We start from the raw sequence: 18754 nt of genomic DNA, 5'->3' as shown, positions 1-18754 counted from the left end.
TATGAGCATTGTCCCGCCCGGTGCCGCCGGCTCCTCAAGTGCCCCCGCGGGGAGCGGCGTCGGCCCGTTGCTGCGCGGGTGGCGGGAGCAGCGGCGGGTGAGCCAGCTGGAGCTCGCGCTGCGGGCCGGCTCCTCGGCACGTCACATCAGCTTCGTGGAGACGGGCCGCTCCCGGCCCAGCGAGGAGATGGTGCTGCGGCTCGCCGAGCACCTCGACGTGCCCGTGCGGGAGCGCAACGCGCTGCTGCTCGCGGCCGGTTACGCCCCGCACTACCCGGAGACACCGCTCGACGACCCGTCGATGGAGGCGTTGCGCGAGGGGGTGGAGCGGCTGATCCAGGGCTACGAGCCGTATCCGGCGCTGGTCGTGGACGCGACGTACGACGTGCTGGCCGCGAACCGGGGTGTCGCGATGCTGCTGGAGGGGGTCCCCGAGCACCTGCTGGTGCCGCCGCTCAACGCGATGCGGCTGACCCTGCACCCCGAGGGTCTCGCCCCGCGCATCCGCAACCTGCGCGCCTGGCGGGAGCATCTGCTCGCCCAGATGGACCGGCAGATCGCGCTGCGCCGCTCGAAGGCGCTGCGCGCGCTGCACGAGGAGGTGGCCGCGTATCCGGTCCCGGACGCGGACGCGGAGCCTGCGGGGGACGCGGAGCCGTTCGGTGCCGTGCCGCCCTTCGCGCTGCCGATGCGGATCGAGCACGAGGGGCGGGTGCTGTCGTTCATCTCCTCCATCGCGACGTTCAACACCCCGATGGACGTGACGGTCGCCGAGCTCGCCGTCGAGACGTTCCTCCCGGCGGACCCCGCGACGGTCAAGTACCTGCATTCACTGGCGTCCTGACGGTGCCTCATCCCCCTGGAGCGCCCGTGACGTGGCGTCCCGTGTGACAAAGGGGACGGTCCGCAACCGGTCGCGGCCGAACCGTGATGGTTCTTCACGGACATGGCACACTGCACGCATACTTCGGCGCGTGGGGAGGCGTGGCGTGAGTGAGCGGCGACCCGCGCCCACCGTGGGGCAGGTGGTACTGGGGCGGCGGCTGCAGGAACTGCGCGAGGCGGCCGGTCTGAGGCGTGAGGAGGCGGCCCGGGTCCTGCGGGTCGCGCCGGCGACCGTGCGGCGGATGGAGATGGCCGAGGTCGCCCTCAAGATTCCCTACGTACAGGTCCTGTTGACGACGTACGGGGTGGGCGACGACGAGTCCGCCGCGTTCGTCGCGCTGGCCGAGGAGGCGAACCGGCCCGGCTGGTGGCAGCGGTACCACGACGTGCTGCCCGACTGGTTCAGCATGCACGTCAGTCTGGAGGGCGCCGCCCAGCTGATCCGCTCCTACGAACCGCACTTCGTGCCCGGACTGCTCCAGACCGAGGACTACGCGCGTGCCGTGCTGGAGGCCGGAACGGTCTGGCAGACGGGTCCCGGGGCCATCGAGCGGCACGTGGCACTGCGGATGAAGCGGCAGGCTCTGCTGACCCGCGCGAACCCGCCCCACCTGTGGATCATCATGGACGAGACGGCGTTGCTGCGTCCGGTGAGCATCCGGGGCGAGGTCATGCGCGACCAGATGGAGCGGCTCCTCGAATGGGTCGAGCTCGACCATGTGACGCTCCAGGTGGCGGAGTTCGCGAACGGTCCGCACCCGGGGACGTACACCTCCTTCACGCTGTTCCGGTTCGCCGAGCCGGAGCTGCCGGACGTCGTCTACAGCGAGTACGTGACGGGCGCCCTCTACCTCGACGCGCGGGAGGAGGTGGCCCTGCACCTGGAGGTGCTGGACCACATGACGGCGCACGCCGCCTCCGCGCAGCGCACCAAGGAGATCCTGGAGGAGTGCCGCCGGAGCTTCTGAGCACCCACCCCGTGCGGGCGCGGTGCGGGAGGGCCGGCGCTCACGCGGCGCCGTCCCTCGGGTCCCGGTCCCTGTCCCTGCCCTGTGACCCGTCACCTTCCCGGTCGTCCTCCACGATCTCGGCCTCCACCACGCCCTCGTCCTCGCCCGCGGCCTGCCCGGTGGGCGGCTCGTCCTGCGGAGGCGTGCGCTGCTCGGTGCGCGCGTACATGGCCTGGCCCATCTGCTGGCTGACGCCGGCCAGTTTCTCGATCGCGGTGCGCAGCGCGGCGGTGTCGGTGGAGGAGTCGTCCAGGAGCTGCTTCAGGTCCACCGCGGCGGACGCGACCTCCGTGCGTGTCCCGGCGGGGATGCTCTCCTCGTTCTCGCGGACGAACCGCTCCGTCTGGTAGACGAGTTGCTCCCCGTGGTTGCGGGTCTCCGCCGCCTCCCGCCGGTTCCGGTCCTCCTCCGCGTACTGCTCGGCCTCACGCATCATGCGGTCGATGTCGGACTTGCCCAGTGCCGAGCCGCCGGTCACGGTCATCTTCTGTTCGCGCCCGGTGGCCAGGTCCTTCGCGGAGACGTGCATGATCCCGTTGGCGTCGATGTCGAAGGCGACCTCGATCTGCGGCACCCCGCGCGGCGCGGGCGGCAGCCCGGTGAGGTCGAAGACGCCGAGCTTCTTGTTGTACGCGGCGATCTCGCGTTCGCCCTGGTAGACCTGGATGCCGACGGAGGGCTGGCTGTCGGCGGCCGTCGTGAAGATCTCCGAACGCCGGGTGGGGATCGTGGTGTTGCGTTCGATGAGCGCGGTCATGATGCCGCCCTTGGTCTCGATGCCGAGGGACAGCGGGGTCACGTCGAGCAGCAGGACGTCCTTCACGTCGCCGCGGATCACCCCGGCCTGGAGCCCCGCGCCGACGGCCACGACCTCGTCCGGGTTGACGCCCTTGTGCGGTTCCTTGCCGGTCAGTTCCTTCACCAGGTCGGTGACGGCGGGCATCCGGGTGGAGCCGCCGACCAGGATGACGTGGTCGACCGCGGCCAGTTTCACACCCGCGTCCTTGACCGCCTGGTGGAACGGTGTCCGGCAGCGGGCCAGCAGGTCGGCCGTCAGCTCCTGGAACTGGGCACGCGTCAGTTTCTCGTCGAGGTGCAGCGGGCCGTCGGACGTCGCGGTGATGTAGGGCAGGTTGACGGTGGTCTCGGTGGACGAGGACAGTTCGATCTTGGCCTTCTCGGCGCCCTCGCGCAGCCGTTGCAGCGCCATCTTGTCGTGGCCGAGATCGATGCCGTGCGAGGCCTTGAAGCGCTGGGCCAGGTGCTCGACGACCCGCTGGTCCCAGTCGTCGCCACCGAGCCGGGTGTCGCCGTTGGTCGCCTTGACCTCGATGACGCCGTCACCGATCTCCAGCAGCGACACGTCGAAGGTGCCGCCGCCCAGGTCGAAGACGAGGACGGTCTGCTCCTCGCCGCGGTCGAGCCCGTACGCCAGGGCGGCGGCCGTCGGCTCGTTGACGATCCGCAGCACCTTCAGGCCGGCGATCTCGCCCGCCTCCTTGGTGGCCTGGCGCTGCGCGTCGTCGAAGTAGGCGGGCACGGTGATCACGGCGTCGGTGACGTCCTCGCCCAGATAGGCCTCGGCGTCCCGCTTCAGTTTCTGCAGCACCCGCGCCGACAGCTCCTGCGCGCGGTACCGGGTGCCGTCGATGCCGCCCGACTCGGGGAAGCGCCAGTCCACGTCGCCCATGTACCGCTTCACGGACCGTGCGGTGCGCTCGACGTTCGTCACGGCCTGGCGTTTGGCGACCTCGCCGACCAGCACCTCGCCGTTCTTCGCGAAGGCCACCACCGAGGGTGTGGTGCGCGCGCCCTCGGCGTTGGCGACGACGGTGGCCTCTCCGCCCTCCAGGACGGCGACCACCGAGTTCGTCGTACCGAGATCGATCCCGACCGCACGTGTCATGTCCGTCCCCTTCCAGAAGGGCTCTGTCCGCTCCCCAGCACAGGACGCCCGTACCCGCTTGTCAATGGCGCGTGGTGCCGGGACGGCGGGGGACACGACGGTGCCGCGCCCCCGACGGAGGCGCGGCACCGGTGTGTTCGCGTCAGGCGAGCTTCGCCGACAGGGTGATCGTCGTGCCGGTCAGCGCCTGGCTGACGGGGCAGTTCTTCTTGGCGTCCTCGGCCGCGGCGACGAAGCCGTCGTTGTCGAGGCCCGGCACCGTGCCCTCCACGGTGAGGTGGATGCCGGTGATGCCCTCGCCGGGCTGGAAGGTGACGTCGGCGTTGGTGAGGAGCTTGGTGGGCGGGGTGCCGGCGCCCGCGAGGGCGTGCGACAGCGCCATCGAGAAGCAGCTGGAGTGGGCGGCCGCGATCAGTTCCTCGGGGCTGGTCCTGCCGTTCGCCTGCTCGGCCCGCGACGCCCACGTCACCGGCTGCTCGCCGATGCCGGAGGAGTCGAAGGTGACGACGCCCTTGCCCTCGAGCAGGTTGCCTTCCCACTCGGTGTGTGCGGTGCGCGTGGTAGCCACGGTGTTTCCTTTCGCGTGTGGTCCCGTTGCCGGGGTCCGTGCTCCCATCCGATCACACCCGGGACCGGTCCACCCCGCGGATGGGGGTGGACCTGCCGGACGGTGTACGGGATTTCACCGGCAGGGGCGTGCGGAGGAGCGGCGCCCCGCTCCCGCTCCCCTCGCGTGTGCCGTTGCGGGTACGGGAGTTCAGCGCACCCGGGACACGGGGCCGCGGGCGGTGAACGGCAGCCGGGCGCCCTGCGGGATCGGACAGGCGTGCTCGCGCCGCACCCGCAGCACGTCGCACCACCCGTCCGTGATCACCAGGATCGGCGCGCCGGGCGAAGTCGTCGGCGCGGTGCAGCAGGTCGACGCCCGGCTGCAGCAGGGTGCCGCCGCGACCGCGGACCCGCCCGCTCGCGGCGATCTCGGCGACCGGCAGACAGCCCGCGTCGTGCGGCGCCGCGTCGCAGAACACCCCGCGTGCCGCCGGTACGTCCCGGGACGCTGCGTACGAGGCGATGGCCCCGAGCGCCTTGCCGAGCGGGATGCGGTCCATGGCGGCGGAGGTGTCGAGGACGACGCCGAAGGTGCAGCGGGCGACCTCCTCCGGCGGGAACCGGCGCCCGGCCCGGGGATGTCGGGGGTGGCCGCCTGCCGGCGCGAGGGACGCGCGTACGACCGCAGGGTCCGGGCCGGGGAGAGCCGGCTGCGTACCGAGCAGGCTCACGCACTCCAGTCCGAGCGACTCGGCGAACTCCCGCAGCAGGGAGGACTTTCCGATGCCGGGGCACCCCACAGGAAGACCGGCCGCACGGTGGTGGGACCGAGCAGCAGCTCCGGGACACGGGCGGGCGTGACGGTGACGGCTGCCTGCACGGGCGAGCTCCTCGGGGATGTCCGGCGCGGACCCGCGAACACGGCGCCGGTGAGTGTGGGCGCGCCGGCCCCCGCACCCGCCTCCTGTTCGGGGTCCCGGGCCGGTCGCGCCCCGGCCGCGTTCAGGCCGCCCGTTCGTCCGAGTTCATGTCCAGGGGTACTTGGGGTCCGTCGCACTCGCGCAGCCAGCGGCGCAGCACCTGGTGGATCTGCTCCGCGCCGACCAGGTCGGCAGCCTCATCGGCCGGTGCGGACAGGGTCACCGGTGAGAGCAGGAAGGGCCTGCCCTGGGCGCCGCCGAGGCCGCCGTGCGAACCGATCTGCTCCTCGAAGGCGAGGACTTCGCCCCCGGCGGGGTCGTACCAGGAGTTGACCATGATGTCGGCGGTGTGCGGGAAGGAGTGCGTGCGGCGTACGGCGTCGGCGGCGCCGGGTCCGAAGTCGGCCAGCGGGCCCGGGTGTTCGTCGTCGAGCCGGTCCAGCGGGACCTCGACGCCGTGTGCGCCGAGCACGACGCCGCCGTGCTCCTCGCTGCGGACCAGGAGGAATCCGATGCCGGGGTGGTTGGCGAGGGTGGTCAGCAGCGCGGGGTGGCGGCGGTCGATCTCCTCGCGGGTCATCCGGTGCGGCACGTCCGGGAAGGAGACCAGGCCGAGGTTGCCGGAGGCGAGGACCACGGGTTCGGAGCGGCGCCCCGACGGCCGCAGCCGCTCCTCGCGCTCGGCCCGCTCGGCGCGCTCCTCCACGGGGCGGCGCAGGGCCGCCCGGACGGCGGTCCGCGCCTCCGCGCCGCTGTGGGTGCGCCGCGCCCTGCGGGGCACGGGCAGATCGCAGCCGGCCCGGACGAGGCTGCCGAGGGTGAGGCCGTAGCGGGTCAGGAACGTCTCGCCGGGGCTCTGGCCGTGGTCGGAGAGCACGACGATCCGGTACGGGCGCGGGGCGTGCTCGGCGACCTTGGCGATCAGCGCGAGCGAGCGGTCGAGCCGCTCCAGGATCTTCTCGGCGTCCCGGCCATGCGGACCGGAGTGGTGTGCCACCTCGTCGTACGCCACGAGGTCCGCGTAGACGGCGTTGCGCCCGGCGAGCATGTCGCCGATCACCGCGGCGACGACGACGTCCCGTTCGACGACGGTCGCGAAGGCACGGATGATCGGGTACAGCCCGCCCCGTTTGACGCGCGGCCGGCGCTGCCTGACGCGGGCCGTGAGGGACTGGCCGATCTCCCGGAAGACCTCGGCGACGAACGACAGGGCGGTACGGACGGCGTTGGCCGGGTCGGAGAAGTAGGCGAAGTAGCCGGCGCGTGAGCGGTTGTCGCGGCCTCTGCGGGCGGCGATGGACAGCACGAGGGCGAGTTCGTCGGCGCCGCCGCTGAAGAGGTTGCCGCGGCTCGCGCCGTCGAGGGTGAGCAGTCCTCCGTCACCGGTGCGCTCGACGGCCCGGCGCTGGAGTTCGGCGGCGCTGTTCGGCCGGTTGCAGACCATCACCTCCTGGCTCTCCTTCTCGTACCAACGGAAGGCCGGGACGTCGTGGTTGCTGCCGTGCAGGATGCCCAGCTGGCTGGCGCCGGTCTGGCTGGACCAGTCGGTGCGCCAGGGCACGATCCGGTGGGTGGGGCGCGGTCCGCCGAGCCACCGGGCGGCGGTCGGCATCAGCCCCTTGGCCATCGCCTCCCGCAGCACGTCGTATCCGACGCCGTCGAGCTGGAGGAAGACCGCGCCGGGGGTCGAGGGGCCGGCTCGCCCGGCCGCGCGTCTGCGGCGCCGGTCGGCCAGCCGGTAGAGCCGTCGCCGGTAGGCGTCGTCGTCCCGGACGGCGAGGGCACCGCCGGTGGCGGAGGCGACGGCGGACATCACGGCGGCCACGACCACGGCGGTCTCGGGGGCCGCCTCTCCCCGCCCCGAGGGGTTGACGCGCAGGGCGATCAGCAGCAGCGACCCGTTCAGGAAGAAGACGAGCACGCCGAGCACCAGGGCGGGGACGAGCAGCAGGGCCCGCACCAGGAAGGGCCACACCAGGGAGGACAGCAGGCCGAAGACGCCCGCGCCGGCCGCCGCGGTGACCGCGATCCGGGTCGCGCTGTCCCCGCTGTCCGACTGCACCTGGAAGTCGGGCAACAGTCCGGCGAGGACGAGCATCGTGACCGTGGACACCGCCCACACGGCGACGCTCCGCCCCACCCCGCTGGCGACGCGCCGCCACCGTCCTGCGTCCACGTCCTGCCACCTCACGTCCGGGCCCGCCCGGTCCGCGCGGCCTGCTCCCACCCTGTCACAACGCGCGGACGTCCCCCGAAGTCCCCCGGACAGCCCTTCCCCGGCCGTGCGGGGGCAATGCGTGAACTGGGTGAACCGGGTCAGCGGCCGTCGTAGCCGGCGGTCGGCATCGAGAGACGGCGGTGCACCTGTGCCTTCATCCGGGCGTCGTAGAACGGTTCGGCGCTGCCGACCGTCTCGACGCGCACCCCGCGGCGCGCGCACTCGGCGGTGAACTCGTCGACGGAGGCGAGGGCCCGCTCCAGCACGCGGCGGCTGGGGGCGACGAACAGGTCGACGAGTCCGGCCTCGACGTCGGCCCACAGGGTGCGGTGGTCCGGGCGCAGGGCGCGGACGAGGAGTTCCCGGGTGACGACGTACCCGTGCTCGGCGGCCCAGCGGGCACACATCGCGTGCTGGCTGCGGGAGTCGACGAGGAACGGGTCCGCGTCGAGTTCCTCCAGGGGCGTCAGGCTGGCGATCGCCGTGACGCGCAGCGCCGGGGGCCGTGGTCCGGGGTGCCGTGGCGCGGGGCCGCTCCTGCCGTACGGGCGCTCCGGGGCGTCGGTGCCGGAGGCACCGCCCGTTTCTCCCATGGTGTCCCCCCTCACCTCCGGGTTTCGTCGCCGACCCTACTCCTGCCCGTAGGCTCGGGGGGAGTCGTGCGAAGGAGGCAAAGAGGTGCCGGTGGAGATCACCTGGTGGGGGCATGCCACGTGCACGCTGGAGGACTCCGGCACGCGCGTGCTCACGGATCCGCTCTTCGCGCGCCGGCTCGCGCACCTGCGCCGCCGGCGCGGGGCGCCGCCCCCGCCGTCGGCCGCGGTCGCCGACGTCGCCCTGGTCTCCCATCTGCACGCGGATCATCTGCATGTGCCGTCACTCGCCCGACTGGCCCCGGGCACCCGGGTGCTGGTCCCGCGAGGTGCCCCGCGGGCGGTGCCCGGTCTGCGCCGGCTGGACCATCTGCGGCTGACCGAGGTCGTGCCCGGCGACATGACCCGGGTCGGCGACCTCCTCGTTCGGACCGTGTCGGCGCGGCACGACGGGCGTCGGCTGCCGGTCGGGCCGCATCGCTCCCCCGCCGTGGGGTATGTGATCGAGGGCGACGCGCGGACGTATTTCGCCGGGGACACGGGGTTGTTCCCGGAGATGGCCGAGGAGGTGGGGGAGGTCGACGTGGCACTGCTGCCGGTGGGCGGCTGGGGTCCCCATCTCGGTGAGGGGCATCTGGACGCGGGGCGGGCGGCCGAGGCACTCGCCGACCTGCGGCCGCGCAGCGCCGTGCCCGTGCACTACGGCACGTTCTGGCCCATCGGGATGGACGCCGTGCGCCCGCACGAATTCCACGCGCCGGGTGAGGAGTTCGTGCGCCTGGCCGCCGAGCGTGCGCCCGGTGTGTCGGTGCACCGTCCGGACCACGGCGAGCGGGTGCGTCCGGAGGTCGCGCGGTGACTCCCTGGGCCGCCGTGGTCCCCTCTCTCCTGATGTCGGTCAAGGGCGCGGCTCCGGTGACGCTGCTGTCCGCCGCGGCCGCGCGGGGATCGCAGGAGTCGGCGCAGCAGGCGATCGGGTATCCGACCCTGTTCCTGCTGGTGCTGATCGGCGCCCTGGTGCCGGTGGTGCCGACGGGCGCGCTGGTGAGTTCGGCGGCTGTGGTGGCGTTCCATCAGACGGCGCCGTTCGCGCTGCTGACGGTGTTCCTGGTCTCCTCGCTCGCGGCGTTCCTCGGGGACATCGCGCTGTACTGGCTCGGCCGGCGCGGCATGGGCTCGAAGAACGGCTCGCGCTGGCTGGAGGCGATCCGGCAGCGGGCGCCCGAGGACCGGCTCACGCAGGCGCAGGAGAAGCTGCACGACCACGGCATGGCCGTGCTCGTGCTGTCCCGGCTGGTCCCGGCCGGCCGCATCCCGGTGATGCTGGCCTGCCTGATGGCGAAGATGCCGCTGCGGACCTTCGCCCGCGGGGACATACCCGCGTGCCTCGCCTGGGCGGCCACCTACCAGGTCATCGGCATCCTCGGGGGCTCGCTGTTCAGTGAGCCGTGGGAGGGCGTGGTGGCCGCGGTGGCGCTGACCCTGGCGATCAGCGCCGTGCCGGGCCTGTGGCGCAGGATCCGCAGGCCGGCCGCCTCGTAGCGAACCTCCTTCGTAGCGAAACCCCTTCCCGGCGAGCCGTCTCGTGGAGCGTGCGGTCGCCTCGGGGAGCGTGCGGGGCTTCGTGGAGCGTGCGGGGCTTCGTGGAGCCTGCGGTCGCTTCGTGGAGCCTGCGGTCGCCTCGGGGAGCCTGCGGTCGCCTCGGGGAGCCTGCGGTCGCCTCGGGGAGCCTGCGGTCGCTTCGTGGAGCCTGCGGTCGCCTCGGGGAGCCTGCGGTCGCTGCGCGGCGCCGCCCGCCCGCCGTCCCGGGGCGCCGGTCTCAGCCCAGCACCCGGGATCCTCCGACCGGCAGATCCCAGAGGTCCTCGCGGGCGAGGCCCGCCCTCTCCCAGGCGGCCCGCACCCGGCGCAGCGGCTCCAGCACCGGTTCCGCGGAGAGGACGAACGTCCCCCAGTGCATCGGCGCCATCCGCCGGGCCCGCAGGTCGACGGCGGCCCGCACCGCCTCCTCCGGATCGCAGTGCACGTCGCTCAGCCACCAGCGCGGGTCATAGGCCCCGATGGGCAGCAGGGCCAGGTCGATCCCGGGGTGGCGCTGCCCGATGCGGGCGAACCAGTGGCCGTATCCGGTGTCGCCCGCGAAGTACACCCGCCGGCCCTCGGGCGAGGTGAGGACCCAGCCGCCCCACAGGGTGCGGCAGGTGTCGGTGAGGCCCCGCTTGGACCAGTGGTGCGCGGGGACGAAGTCGAAGCGGACGCCGCCCAGTTCGACCGCCTCCCACCAGTCCAGCTCGGTGACGTGGGTGAACCGGCGCCGCCTGAACCAGCGTCCGAGGCCGGCGGGCACGAACACCGTTGTGTCGCGCGGGAGTCGGCGCAGGGTCGGGGCGTCCAGGTGGTCGTAGTGGTTGTGGCTGATGACGACCGCGTCGACGCGGGGCAGCGCGCTCCAGGCCACGCCGACCGGGGTGATCCGGGCCGGGGTGCCGATGATCCTGCGGGACCAGACGGGGTCGGTGAGGACGGTGAGCCCGCCGATCCGGATCACCCAACTCGCGTGCCCCGCCCAGGAGACGGCGACCGTGCGGGTGTCCACGCCGGGCAGCGGTGCCGGTTCGAAGGGCAGCAGGGGGATGTCGGCGAGCCCGTCGGCGCCGGGCCGCAGCGCGCCCTCGCGGGCGAACCGGGCGAAGGCCCGCAGCCCGGGCAGCGGGGCGGTCAGCCGGTCCACGAAGGAGCGCGGCCAGACACGGCGTTCGCCGAGCGGGCGGGGTTCCGCGAGGGGCGGGGGGACGACGGCGGGGTGCTCCGCCGGCGGGGGCGTCGGGGGCGCGAGGCCTTCGGTGTCCTGTGCCGTCGTGCTCGTGGTCGACTCGGACTGCTGCGTCATCGGGAGGCTCCCATCACCGAGCGTCGTCGCGGAGATCGTCGAAGGCCGACCCCAACCGGGTCAACGCGCGTCGCACATGCGGCAGTTCCAGGGGCGCGGGGGACGTGAGGGACTGCGTCCGTTCCTCGTCCGTACTGCCGAGCAGGGGTCCGCTGCCCAGCCGGACGCGGAGGGCGGCGAGGTCGTCGCCGAAGCGGTGCCCGCCGGGCGCGGGCATGCCGAGCCGGGCGGACAGGTGGTCCTCCAGGTCCTGCGCGTCGCCGACTCCCCGCGCGCCGAGCACGGAGCGGAGCGGTCCGAGGTCGACGTACAGATGCCTGCCGGCCTGCGGGGGGCGCGCCACGGCACCGGCCGCGGTCACCACGCGGTGGGCGGCGCCTGCCACCTCCGCGTGCAGGCGGGCGGCTGCGGCGATCCGCCCGGTGACCGCGGCGGGCTCCTCGATCGCGTGGGCGGCCGCGGCGGCGACGGGTTCGGCGACGCGCGCGCCGACCGCGGTGAGCACGTCGAGGACGCGGGACCTCAGGCGGCCGCCCTCCTCCCCGGCGGGGAAGCGGGCGACGGCGGCCGGCCAGCCCTGCGGCAGGAACGCGCCCGCGAGGTCGGTGATCACGGTGACGTCGTCGGGGGCCATCTCGGCGGGGCTGAGGAGCACCGTGTCGTGCGGCCGGTGCAGGGTGTCGCGCCAGGTCTCGTCGCTCACCACGTGCAGTCCCTCCCCCACGGCGGCCTCGACGGCCTCGTGGACCAGCTCGGGCGGCGCGACGGTGGCGGTGGGGTCGTCGGCGACGGACAGCACCAGCAGCCGCGGGTCGCCGCCCTCGGCCCGGACTCTGCGCAGGGTCTCCAGGAGGGCGTACGGGTCGGGGACGCCACCGCATTCGGCGGGCGTCGCCACCCGGAACACGGAGCGGCCGAGGAGGCGGGCCTGGGGCGCCCACCAGGCGGCGCAGGGCCGGGGCGCGAGGACGTCGCCGCCGAGCGCGCCGGTCAGGGCGAGCAGGAGCGCGGGGGCTCCGGCGGCGACGGCCACCCGGTCGGCGGCGGTGGGGAGTCCGCGGCGGGTCCAGTAGCCGCAGGCGGCGTCGAGGAACGCGGGGCCGCCGCCGAAGAGTTCGGTGTCCGCCCGGCCGGCCGCGGCGGCCAGCTCCGTGCGCAGCTCGGGGAGCACGGGCAGGCCCTGGTCGGGGAGGGGCGGGCCGTAACGGACCGGTCCGCGGCCTTCCGGGTCCGTCCGCCGCATGTGTGCCTCCGCGCCGTGGGTGATGCCTTGCGTTCCGTACCCCGACCTGGCCTGATCCGCCCTGCGACGTCCAGGCCCGACCCGACCTGCTCTGCCCTGATCCACCCTGATCCGCCCTGTGCTGCCCTGACCTGGAGTGGCCCGGGTCGACCTGTGCCGTCCCGGTGTCTTCCCCCCCCCCCCGCCGCACGGTCCGGGGGCCGGGGTCCCCTCCCGCGGTTCCGGTTGCGGGGCTCGGCGTTCCGGGCCGTCGGACTGTCCGTACCCGGCGGCACGCCGACCCATGACTGCCTCCGGGGTCACGCCTGTCCCGTCGTCACCGATCACGCCGTGGGCGTCGTCGTGCCGTCCGGTCGGTCAGCCGCGGCGGTTGCGCAGGCGGTGGACGGCAGCACATCCGGCACCGGCGATCAGCAGACCGCCCGCGACCAGTGCGGGCACGGAGTCGGTGAAGGCACCGCCGCGGCCGGCGTGCACACCCTGCTGGACGGTGGGAGGACGCTCTCCCGTTCCCGTGCTCGGCTCGTGCGCCGGGGCGCCCCGGGCGACGGAGTACGAGGCGGTCCACTGCTTCCCCTGGCCGCCCTGCGGCGCGGGGCAGACACCGTCGACGCCCCACTCTCCGCGGGCGGCGCCGCCGACTTCGGGGGCCACCGGGGCGGCCGGCGCGGTGTCGGGGACCAGGGGTTCGGGCGCCGTCTCCGGCGCCGCGGGTTCGGGAACGGTGTCCGGACCCACGGCGTCCGGCCCCACGTCGTCGGGGGTCACGGGGTCGGGGTAACCGGAGCCGGGCTGTTCGGGGTCGGTGGCGACGGCGGGCGGCTCCATGGCGTCGGGCGCGACCGTGTCCGAGCCGCCGGAGTCGGGGTCGGCGGGCGGCACGTCACCGTTCTCGGCGTCGGTCGTCCCCGCGACGGAGGAGACCGTCCTGTCGAGGACGCCCGTCCCGTCGTAGCCCGTCCCCGGGTCGGAGACCGTCCCCGGACCGGAGTCCGACGCGGCCGGACCGCCCGCGCCCTCGGGGGCTCCGGACGGGATGCGGGCCGTGCCGCGATAGGCGGCGGCTCCCGCGGCGTGCGCGGCGTCGCCCTCGACGCGGTGCAGTCGCACCTTGCCCTCCTCGAATCCCCGGGAGCTGGCGTCGATGGCCTCGGGCGGGGCGCCGCCGACCCCGTCGCAGGTGACGGTGATGGTGATGGTGCCCCCGGGTTCGACGGAGCCCGGGCTGACCTCCGCGGCCGGATCCGCGGACGCGGCCGACGCGGCGACGCCCAGCGCGGCGCCGGCGAGGGCGGTGGCGTACAGGACACGGGCGGTACGGCGCATGAGCGGGGCTCCTTCGGCGGGGCTGCGGTCCGAGAGCCACGGCCGTCGTGTCCCTCGGGCCCATCAGAGCCCGGCCTGCCCCGGCGCGCTATCGGCCGGGCACCATTCGCGGGACAACAGGGGCCCGAGCGGGTGATGGCGCCTGCGCCGACGAGCGCTGCTCCCACGCGGCGGCCCGCCGCGGGCACCGCGTCTGCGGGGTCACGCGACGGGCTCGGTGTTTGTCGGCGCGAACGGCCTCACGGTGCCGACGGCCTCGCGGTGCAGGCGGCCTCGCGGTGCCGACGGCCTCGCGGTGCGAGCGGCGTCTCCGCCCGGGCGGCTTCCCCGGCCGCCGGACGCGAAGGGAGGCGCAAGGGGAGGAGCCCGGGCCGTGTCCGCGAAGTCGCGTCGTCCGCCCGGAGGGCGGGCCCGGCGGCGTCATCGGGGCCTCCCCAGCTCGAGCGCGGCCGAGAGCTCGGGAAAGCGTGCTCTCGGTGTGCCGGCCCCAGGCCTGCGTACTGGACGTACTCGGGTCCGGGGCCGGCGCGGCGAGCGTGCGTGCCGGGCGTCGCCGGGCAGGCGAGACGGAGCGGACACGCCCTAAAGGGTGTTGCAGAAGGTCCGGCTTTGGCGGGTGAAGTGGCGCCTGGCCTGCTGTTTCACCGCGCCATGGCGAGGTTGTGCATGGTGGCGACGGCCTGGACCGCGTGGTGAAGGCCGTCTCCCTTCTGGCGGCAGTCGCGCAGGATCTTCCAGTTCTTCATCCTGGCCAAGGTGTGCTCGACACGGGCTCGCACCCTTCGGTGCTCGGCGTTGTCCTCCTCCTGCCCGCGCAGGAGGGGGCGGCCGGCTCTTTTGCGGTGCGGGACGATCAGGCCGGTGCCGAGGTAGGCGCCGTCCGCGATGACCGTCGTGCCCGCCACCAGAGCGGGCAGGTCTGACTCCCGCCAGACATGCGCGTCGGCCTTGTTACCTGGCGCTGGCCGGGCCGCCGCGATGACCAGGCGGGTGTCCGCATCGATGATGACCTGCACGTTCGCCGAGAATCGGTAGTTGCGGGACGAGGCACCGACCTTGCGGTCACGGACCGGAATGAGAGTGCCGTCCACGATCCACAGCCGTTCGGTGTCCGTCACCGGCCGCGGAGCCCGCTCGAGCGCCAGCAGCGGACGGAGCCGCTGGATGACCCGGCACACCGTCGCCGGCGAGATGCCGAACAGCGGCGCGAGCTGCCGCATCGTGAGGTTCGTGCGGTAGTACACGGCCACCAGCAGCACCCGGTCCGGCAGCGGCAGACACCACGGCCGACCGCCGCCGGGCCCGTTCCCGCCCCGTTCGCGTACCGCCTTCACCAGCTTCGCGAACCGGTCCATCCGCAAGCCGGTGAACGTCTCCACCCACAACGGCTCAGCCCGTAACACCGCACCCATACAGGCAAAATGCCCAGAACCGAACCTTCTGCAACACCCTTTAGGCGGCGTCGCGCATGACCTGGTCGCGCAGCCGCGAGCAGCAGCGGGTGATGAGCCGGGAGACGTGCATCTGGGAGATGCCCAGCTCGTCGGCGATGCGGCTCTGCGTCATGTCGTCGAAGAACCGCATGTAGAGGATGGCGCGTTCCCGCTCGGGGAGCGCCTGGAGCCGCGGCTTGACGGCCTCGCGGTCGATGACCGTGTCGAGCGCCGGGTCGGCGGATCCGAGGGCGTCGCTGAGGGAGTAGCCGTCGTCGCTGCCGGGCAGTTCGGCGTCCAGCGAGAGCGCGGTGAAGCTCTCCAGCGCCTCCAGGCCGGTCAGCACGTCCTCCTCGCTCAGCCGGGCGCGCTCGGCGATCTCGGCGACGGTGGGACGTCGGCCCGAGATGGTCTGCGACAGATCCTGGGCGGCGAAGCGGACCCGGTTGCGCAGGTCCTGGACGCGGCGCGGCACGTGCAGCGTCCACATGTGGTCACGGAAGTGGCGCTTGATCTCGCCGGTGATCGTCGGCACGGCGTAGCTCTCGAAGGCGTTGCCGAGTTCGGGGTCGTAGCGGTCGACGGCCTTGACGAGGCCGAGCGCCGCCACCTGCCGCAGGTCGTCGGAGTTCTCGCCACGGTTGCGGAACCGGCCCGCGAGACGGTCGGCCATCGGCAGCCAGGACTCGACGATCTCCTCGCGGAGGGCGTCGCGCTGCGGGCCCTGAGGGAGTGTGGCGAGCCGGCGGAACGCCTCCGAGGTGTCGGGGGCGTCGTCGTGCGGATGGTGCGTCGCGCTCGCTTGAGTTCGCATGATGCGTCGCAACTCCCTTGATGGTGCCTGGTATAGGACAGTCATCGTGGGAGCGCATCCGTGATCCGGACGGATACACCCGTGGCGCGGATCGCCGCTCCCACGGACGTGCCTCCTGTCCGAAGCACTGCATCTGCGTCTGCCCCGGGCCATGCGGAGCAAACACACCCCGATTCTCCCCGATCGCGGACGCCTCGTCGCGCGGAGGCCGTCCCGGACGGGGCGCCTCTCGACGTGTCGCTCCGTCCCGGACGGGGCGCCTCTCGACGTGTCGCGTGAAGGTCGTCGGGTACGCGCTCCCCACCTCGAACCTCTGGAGGGGATTTCATGCAGCGAGGCAGTGACCGGATGAGCGCTCACCGGGACGACGAGATGAAGCACGAACTGCGCGACTTCCTCAGGTCAGGGCACCCCACCCGGACCGAGGAGTGGCAGGACCCGGAGCCGGCCGCCGACGACGACCCGGCGATCGCGGGAGGACCGGTGGTGCCGAACACGGCACCGGAATCGCTGGAGACGCTGCGCCTCGAACTGGCGCGGTTCCTCGGCCGTACCTCGTTCCCCGCCGGTCCGCGTGCGCTGATCGACGTCCTGCGCGAGAAGAACGCACCCGAACAGCTGGCCGACTCGCTGGAAGGTCTGCCGGACAAGGAGCGCTACGCCAACGCGCACGAGCTGGCGCTCGCGGTCGTGGGCTCCGCCGGCAGCTAGCCGGGGCGCGGCCGACGCCGGCGTGCGGGACCGCCTCGGGCGGCCCGTACGCCGGTGCGGTCACGGCCGGCCGGACGGCTCGGGACCGGTCAGGCCGGCGGGGCGGCCGCGGGGCCCCGTTCGCGTGCGCCCTCGCGGGTGCGGCCCGCCGAGACGGGCCGGCGTGGATGGCGGCGCAGGTACTCGCCCTCCAGCTGGGCCATGCGCCCGTTGTGCGTGCGCAGCGCGTCGTTCGAACCGTGCAGCAGCGTGTCGTGGCGGGTGCGGTGGATGGCCTCCAGCTCTTTCATCAGCTGCTGGTCGTCCAGCCGGCCCGGGTCGACTCCGGTCATGGTGCTACCCCGCTCGTCGTGGCCGTCGGCGCGGTCCGGGCGCCCCCCGGCGAACGTCGCCCGGAGGCGGCCGGAAGGGAGCCATGGATAGGTGACCTCCACCCACCACTCTACGAACATCGGGTGGTCCGGGCCTCTCCGGGAACCCGGAGCGCGGGAACGCGCGGGCACCGGTCACCGGCTCCCGGTCGACCCGGGCCCGGACGGACCGCACGGGAATGCGGTCTAGCGGTCCCGCTCCACCCGGCGCTCGTCCCAGACCGGCTCCTGGGTCTCCCGGACCCGTCCGTCGGAGCCGAACACCAGGTAGCGGTCGAAGGAGCGGGCGAACCAGCGGTCGTGGGTGACGGACAGGACCGTCCCCTCGTACGCCTCGAGGCCTTCCTGGAGCGCCTCGGCCGACTCCAGGTCGAGGTTGTCCGTGGGCTCGTCCAGGAGCAGGGCCGTGGAGCCCTCCAGCTCCAGGAGCAAAATCTGGAAACGTGCCTGCTGGCCGCCCGACAGCTTCTCGAACCGCTGCTCGGCCTGGGCCGTCAGCTCGTAGCGCCGCAGCCGTGACATGGCGGCGCCGCGGTCCTGGGAGTGCTCGCTCCACAGGATGTCGAGCAGCGTGCGGCCCTCCAGCTCCGGATGGGCGTGCGTCTGCGCGAAGTGGCCCGCCACGACGCGCGCGCCGAGCTTCCACTCGCCGGTGTGCGCGACGTCGCCGCCCGCGAGGAGCCGCAGGAAGTGCGACTTTCCCGAGCCGTTGGAGCCGAGGACGGCGACCCGCTCGCCGTAGAAGACCTCCAGGTCGAAGGGCTTCATCAGGCCGGTGAGTTCAAGTCCCTTGCAGGTCACGGCCCGTACGCCGGTGCGTCCGCCGTGCAGGCGCATGGTGATGTCCTGCTCGCGCGGCGGCTCCGGCGGCGGTCCGGCCTCCTCGAACTTGCGCAGCCGGGTCTGGGCCGCCGCGTAGCGGGACGCCAGTTCATGGCTGATGGAGGCGGCCTGACGGAGGCTCAGCACGAGCTTCTTGAGCTGGGCGTGCTTCTCGTCCCAGCGCCTGCGCAGTTCCTCGAAGCGCGCGAACCGCTCCCGCCTGGCCTCGTGGTACGTCGAGAAACCGCCGCCGTGCACCCAGGCGTCCGCGCCGGTCGGGCTGGGCTCGACGCTGATGATCTTCTGGGCGGAGCGGGCGAGGAGTTCACGGTCGTGGGAGACGAACAGGACCGTCTTGCGGGTCTCCGCCAGGCGCTCCTCCAGCCAGCGCTTGCCGGGCACGTCGAGGTAGTTGTCCGGTTCGTCGAGCAGCAGCACCTCGTCGGTGCCGCGCAGCAGGGCCTCCAGGACCAGACGCTTCTGCTCGCCGCCGGACAGGGTGCGCACCTGCCGCCACTGCGCCTTCTCGTAGGGGACGCCGAGCGCGGCCGTGGTGCACATGTCCCAGAGCGTCTCGGCCTCGTAGCCACGGGCCTCGGCCCAGTCGGACAGCGCCTGCGCGTACCGCAGCTGGGACGCCTCGTCGTCGACGGTCATCATGGCGTGCTCGGCGGTGTCGACGGCCCGGGCCGCTTCCCGGATCCGGGGCGGTGCCACGGACACGAGCAGTTCCCGTACGGTCGTCTCGTCGCGGACGGATCCCACGAACTGGCGCATCACACCGAGTCCGCCGCTCACGTTCACGGTGCCGCCGTGCGGCTTCAGTTCGCCCGAGATCAGCCGCAGCAGGGTCGTCTTGCCGGCGCCGTTGGGCCCCACGAGGGCCACGACGGCCCCTTCTCCCACCCGGAACGACACATCGCCGAGCAGCGCCCTCCCGTCGGGAAGGTAGTACTCAAGATGTGCGGCTTCGAGGTGTCCCATGGGCAGGCATTCTCCGGGGCACGGGGGGTGCGGGGCAAACGCGTATCGGCCGGGGCGCCCGTCACAGAGGCGAGGAAAA

The 18754-nt window shown here is 73.5% G+C and carries 16 protein-coding genes and 2 pseudogenes; 5 read left to right on the top strand and 13 right to left on the bottom strand.

Annotation, left to right across the window (positions count from 1 at the left end; translation table 11 throughout):
- Window position 1 precedes the first annotated feature (1 nt).
- Together B0675_RS20295 and B0675_RS20290 are read left to right on the top strand one after the other, a co-directional pair.
- Window positions 2-844: a helix-turn-helix transcriptional regulator gene (locus B0675_RS20295; RefSeq protein ID WP_081220233.1), complete on the top strand. Its 843-nt coding sequence runs from the start codon at window positions 2-4 to the stop codon at window positions 842-844.
- A 145-nt stretch (window positions 845-989) separates the two neighbouring features.
- On the top strand, window positions 990-1853 hold the full coding sequence (locus B0675_RS20290) for a helix-turn-helix transcriptional regulator (protein ID WP_081220232.1): 864 nt from the start codon (window positions 990-992) through the stop codon (window positions 1851-1853).
- A 40-nt stretch (window positions 1854-1893) separates the two neighbouring features.
- On the opposite strand, the gene dnaK is transcribed toward B0675_RS20290, so the two are convergent.
- The 6 genes and pseudogenes from dnaK to B0675_RS20265 all read right to left on the bottom strand — a co-directional run bounded on the left by dnaK (window position 1894) and on the right by B0675_RS20265 (window position 7982).
- Window positions 1894-3801 carry a molecular chaperone DnaK gene (dnaK, locus tag B0675_RS20285; RefSeq protein ID WP_081220231.1) on the bottom strand — a complete coding sequence of 636 codons (1908 nt, stop codon included), beginning with the start codon at window positions 3799-3801 and terminating at the stop codon, window positions 1894-1896.
- 142 nt (window positions 3802-3943) lie between these two features.
- Window positions 3944-4369 (bottom strand): OsmC family protein, encoded by a 426-nt coding sequence (locus B0675_RS20280; protein WP_081220230.1) that lies wholly within the window; start codon window positions 4367-4369, stop codon window positions 3944-3946.
- Window positions 4370-4558: 189 nt separating this feature from the next.
- Window positions 4559-5038: pseudogene (locus B0675_RS20275) on the bottom strand (hypothetical protein); the annotation flags it as partial.
- Window positions 5039-5060: 22 nt separating this feature from the next.
- Window positions 5061-5230, bottom strand: a pseudogene (locus tag B0675_RS40620) (MoxR family ATPase); the annotation flags it as partial.
- Between the two features lie 122 nt (window positions 5231-5352).
- Complete coding sequence (locus B0675_RS20270; protein WP_107482685.1) at window positions 5353-7446, bottom strand: alkaline phosphatase family protein; 2094 nt, start codon at window positions 7444-7446, stop codon at window positions 5353-5355.
- Window positions 7447-7586: 140 nt separating this feature from the next.
- A complete protein-coding gene (locus tag B0675_RS20265) occupies window positions 7587-7982 on the bottom strand; it encodes a hypothetical protein (protein ID WP_081221899.1) in 396 nt (131 codons plus the stop codon).
- A gap of 184 nt (window positions 7983-8166) precedes the next feature.
- On the opposite strand from B0675_RS20265, the gene B0675_RS20260 reads away from it, so the two are divergent.
- Together B0675_RS20260 and B0675_RS20255 are read left to right on the top strand one after the other, a co-directional pair.
- Window positions 8167-8940: an MBL fold metallo-hydrolase gene (locus B0675_RS20260; protein ID WP_081220228.1), complete on the top strand. Its 774-nt coding sequence runs from the start codon at window positions 8167-8169 to the stop codon at window positions 8938-8940.
- Window positions 8941-8996: 56 nt separating this feature from the next.
- Complete coding sequence (locus B0675_RS20255) at window positions 8997-9623, top strand: VTT domain-containing protein (protein ID WP_081221898.1); 627 nt, start codon at window positions 8997-8999, stop codon at window positions 9621-9623.
- A 277-nt stretch (window positions 9624-9900) separates the two neighbouring features.
- On the opposite strand, the gene B0675_RS20250 is transcribed toward B0675_RS20255, so the two are convergent.
- From B0675_RS20250 to B0675_RS20225, 5 genes are all read right to left on the bottom strand, one after another.
- Window positions 9901-10971 carry an MBL fold metallo-hydrolase gene (locus B0675_RS20250; protein ID WP_081220227.1) on the bottom strand — a complete coding sequence of 357 codons (1071 nt, stop codon included), beginning with the start codon at window positions 10969-10971 and terminating at the stop codon, window positions 9901-9903.
- 13 nt (window positions 10972-10984) lie between these two features.
- A complete protein-coding gene (locus B0675_RS20245; protein ID WP_081220226.1) occupies window positions 10985-12214 on the bottom strand; it encodes an aminotransferase class I/II-fold pyridoxal phosphate-dependent enzyme in 1230 nt (409 codons plus the stop codon).
- A gap of 357 nt (window positions 12215-12571) precedes the next feature.
- Window positions 12572-13540 carry a hypothetical protein gene (locus B0675_RS20240; RefSeq protein ID WP_081220225.1) on the bottom strand — a complete coding sequence of 323 codons (969 nt, stop codon included), beginning with the start codon at window positions 13538-13540 and terminating at the stop codon, window positions 12572-12574.
- 641 nt (window positions 13541-14181) lie between these two features.
- Window positions 14182-14952: a transposase gene (locus B0675_RS20230; protein WP_081220224.1), complete on the bottom strand. Its 771-nt coding sequence runs from the start codon at window positions 14950-14952 to the stop codon at window positions 14182-14184.
- Between the two features lie 40 nt (window positions 14953-14992).
- Complete coding sequence (locus B0675_RS20225; RefSeq protein ID WP_081220223.1) at window positions 14993-15787, bottom strand: RNA polymerase sigma factor SigF; 795 nt, start codon at window positions 15785-15787, stop codon at window positions 14993-14995.
- 327 nt (window positions 15788-16114) lie between these two features.
- Here B0675_RS20225 and B0675_RS20220 point away from each other — a divergent pair, with 327 nt between their 5' ends.
- Window positions 16115-16498 carry a DUF2795 domain-containing protein gene (locus tag B0675_RS20220; protein ID WP_081220222.1) on the top strand — a complete coding sequence of 128 codons (384 nt, stop codon included), beginning with the start codon at window positions 16115-16117 and terminating at the stop codon, window positions 16496-16498.
- Window positions 16499-16587: 89 nt separating this feature from the next.
- On the opposite strand, the gene B0675_RS20215 is transcribed toward B0675_RS20220, so the two are convergent.
- Together B0675_RS20215 and B0675_RS20210 are read right to left on the bottom strand one after the other, a co-directional pair.
- Window positions 16588-16830: a DUF6158 family protein gene (locus tag B0675_RS20215; protein ID WP_081221897.1), complete on the bottom strand. Its 243-nt coding sequence runs from the start codon at window positions 16828-16830 to the stop codon at window positions 16588-16590.
- 225 nt (window positions 16831-17055) lie between these two features.
- On the bottom strand, window positions 17056-18675 hold the full coding sequence (locus B0675_RS20210) for an ATP-binding cassette domain-containing protein (RefSeq protein ID WP_081220221.1): 1620 nt from the start codon (window positions 18673-18675) through the stop codon (window positions 17056-17058).
- Between the last annotated feature and the right edge of the window lie 79 nt (window positions 18676-18754).

It is taken from the genome of Streptomyces sp. M41(2017) (genome assembly GCF_002078175.1).
Taxonomy (GTDB): Bacteria; Actinomycetota; Actinomycetes; order Streptomycetales; family Streptomycetaceae; genus Streptomyces.
This window is presented reverse-complemented; position numbering and strand designations above follow the sequence as displayed.

What these genes read in the sequence shown, in the direction of transcription:
- B0675_RS20220 (WP_081220222.1), top strand. Translation starts at nt 16,115, where the DNA reads ATGCAGCGAGGCAGTGACCGGATGAGCGCTCACCGGGACGACGAGATG.
- B0675_RS20215 (WP_081221897.1), bottom strand. Translation starts at nt 16,830, where the DNA reads ATGACCGGAGTCGACCCGGGCCGGCTGGACGACCAGCAGCTGATGAAA.
- B0675_RS20210 (WP_081220221.1), bottom strand. Translation starts at nt 18,675, where the DNA reads ATGGGACACCTCGAAGCCGCACATCTTGAGTACTACCTTCCCGACGGG.
- B0675_RS20230 (WP_081220224.1), bottom strand. Translation starts at nt 14,952, where the DNA reads ATGGGTGCGGTGTTACGGGCTGAGCCGTTGTGGGTGGAGACGTTCACC.
- B0675_RS20240 (WP_081220225.1), bottom strand. Translation starts at nt 13,540, where the DNA reads ATGCGCCGTACCGCCCGTGTCCTGTACGCCACCGCCCTCGCCGGCGCC.
- dnaK (WP_081220231.1), bottom strand. Translation starts at nt 3,801, where the DNA reads ATGACACGTGCGGTCGGGATCGATCTCGGTACGACGAACTCGGTGGTC.
- B0675_RS20250 (WP_081220227.1), bottom strand. Translation starts at nt 10,971, where the DNA reads ATGACGCAGCAGTCCGAGTCGACCACGAGCACGACGGCACAGGACACC.
- B0675_RS20225 (WP_081220223.1), bottom strand. Translation starts at nt 15,787, where the DNA reads ATGCGAACTCAAGCGAGCGCGACGCACCATCCGCACGACGACGCCCCC.
- B0675_RS20295 (WP_081220233.1), top strand. Translation starts at nt 2, where the DNA reads ATGAGCATTGTCCCGCCCGGTGCCGCCGGCTCCTCAAGTGCCCCCGCG.
- B0675_RS20245 (WP_081220226.1), bottom strand. Translation starts at nt 12,214, where the DNA reads ATGCGGCGGACGGACCCGGAAGGCCGCGGACCGGTCCGTTACGGCCCG.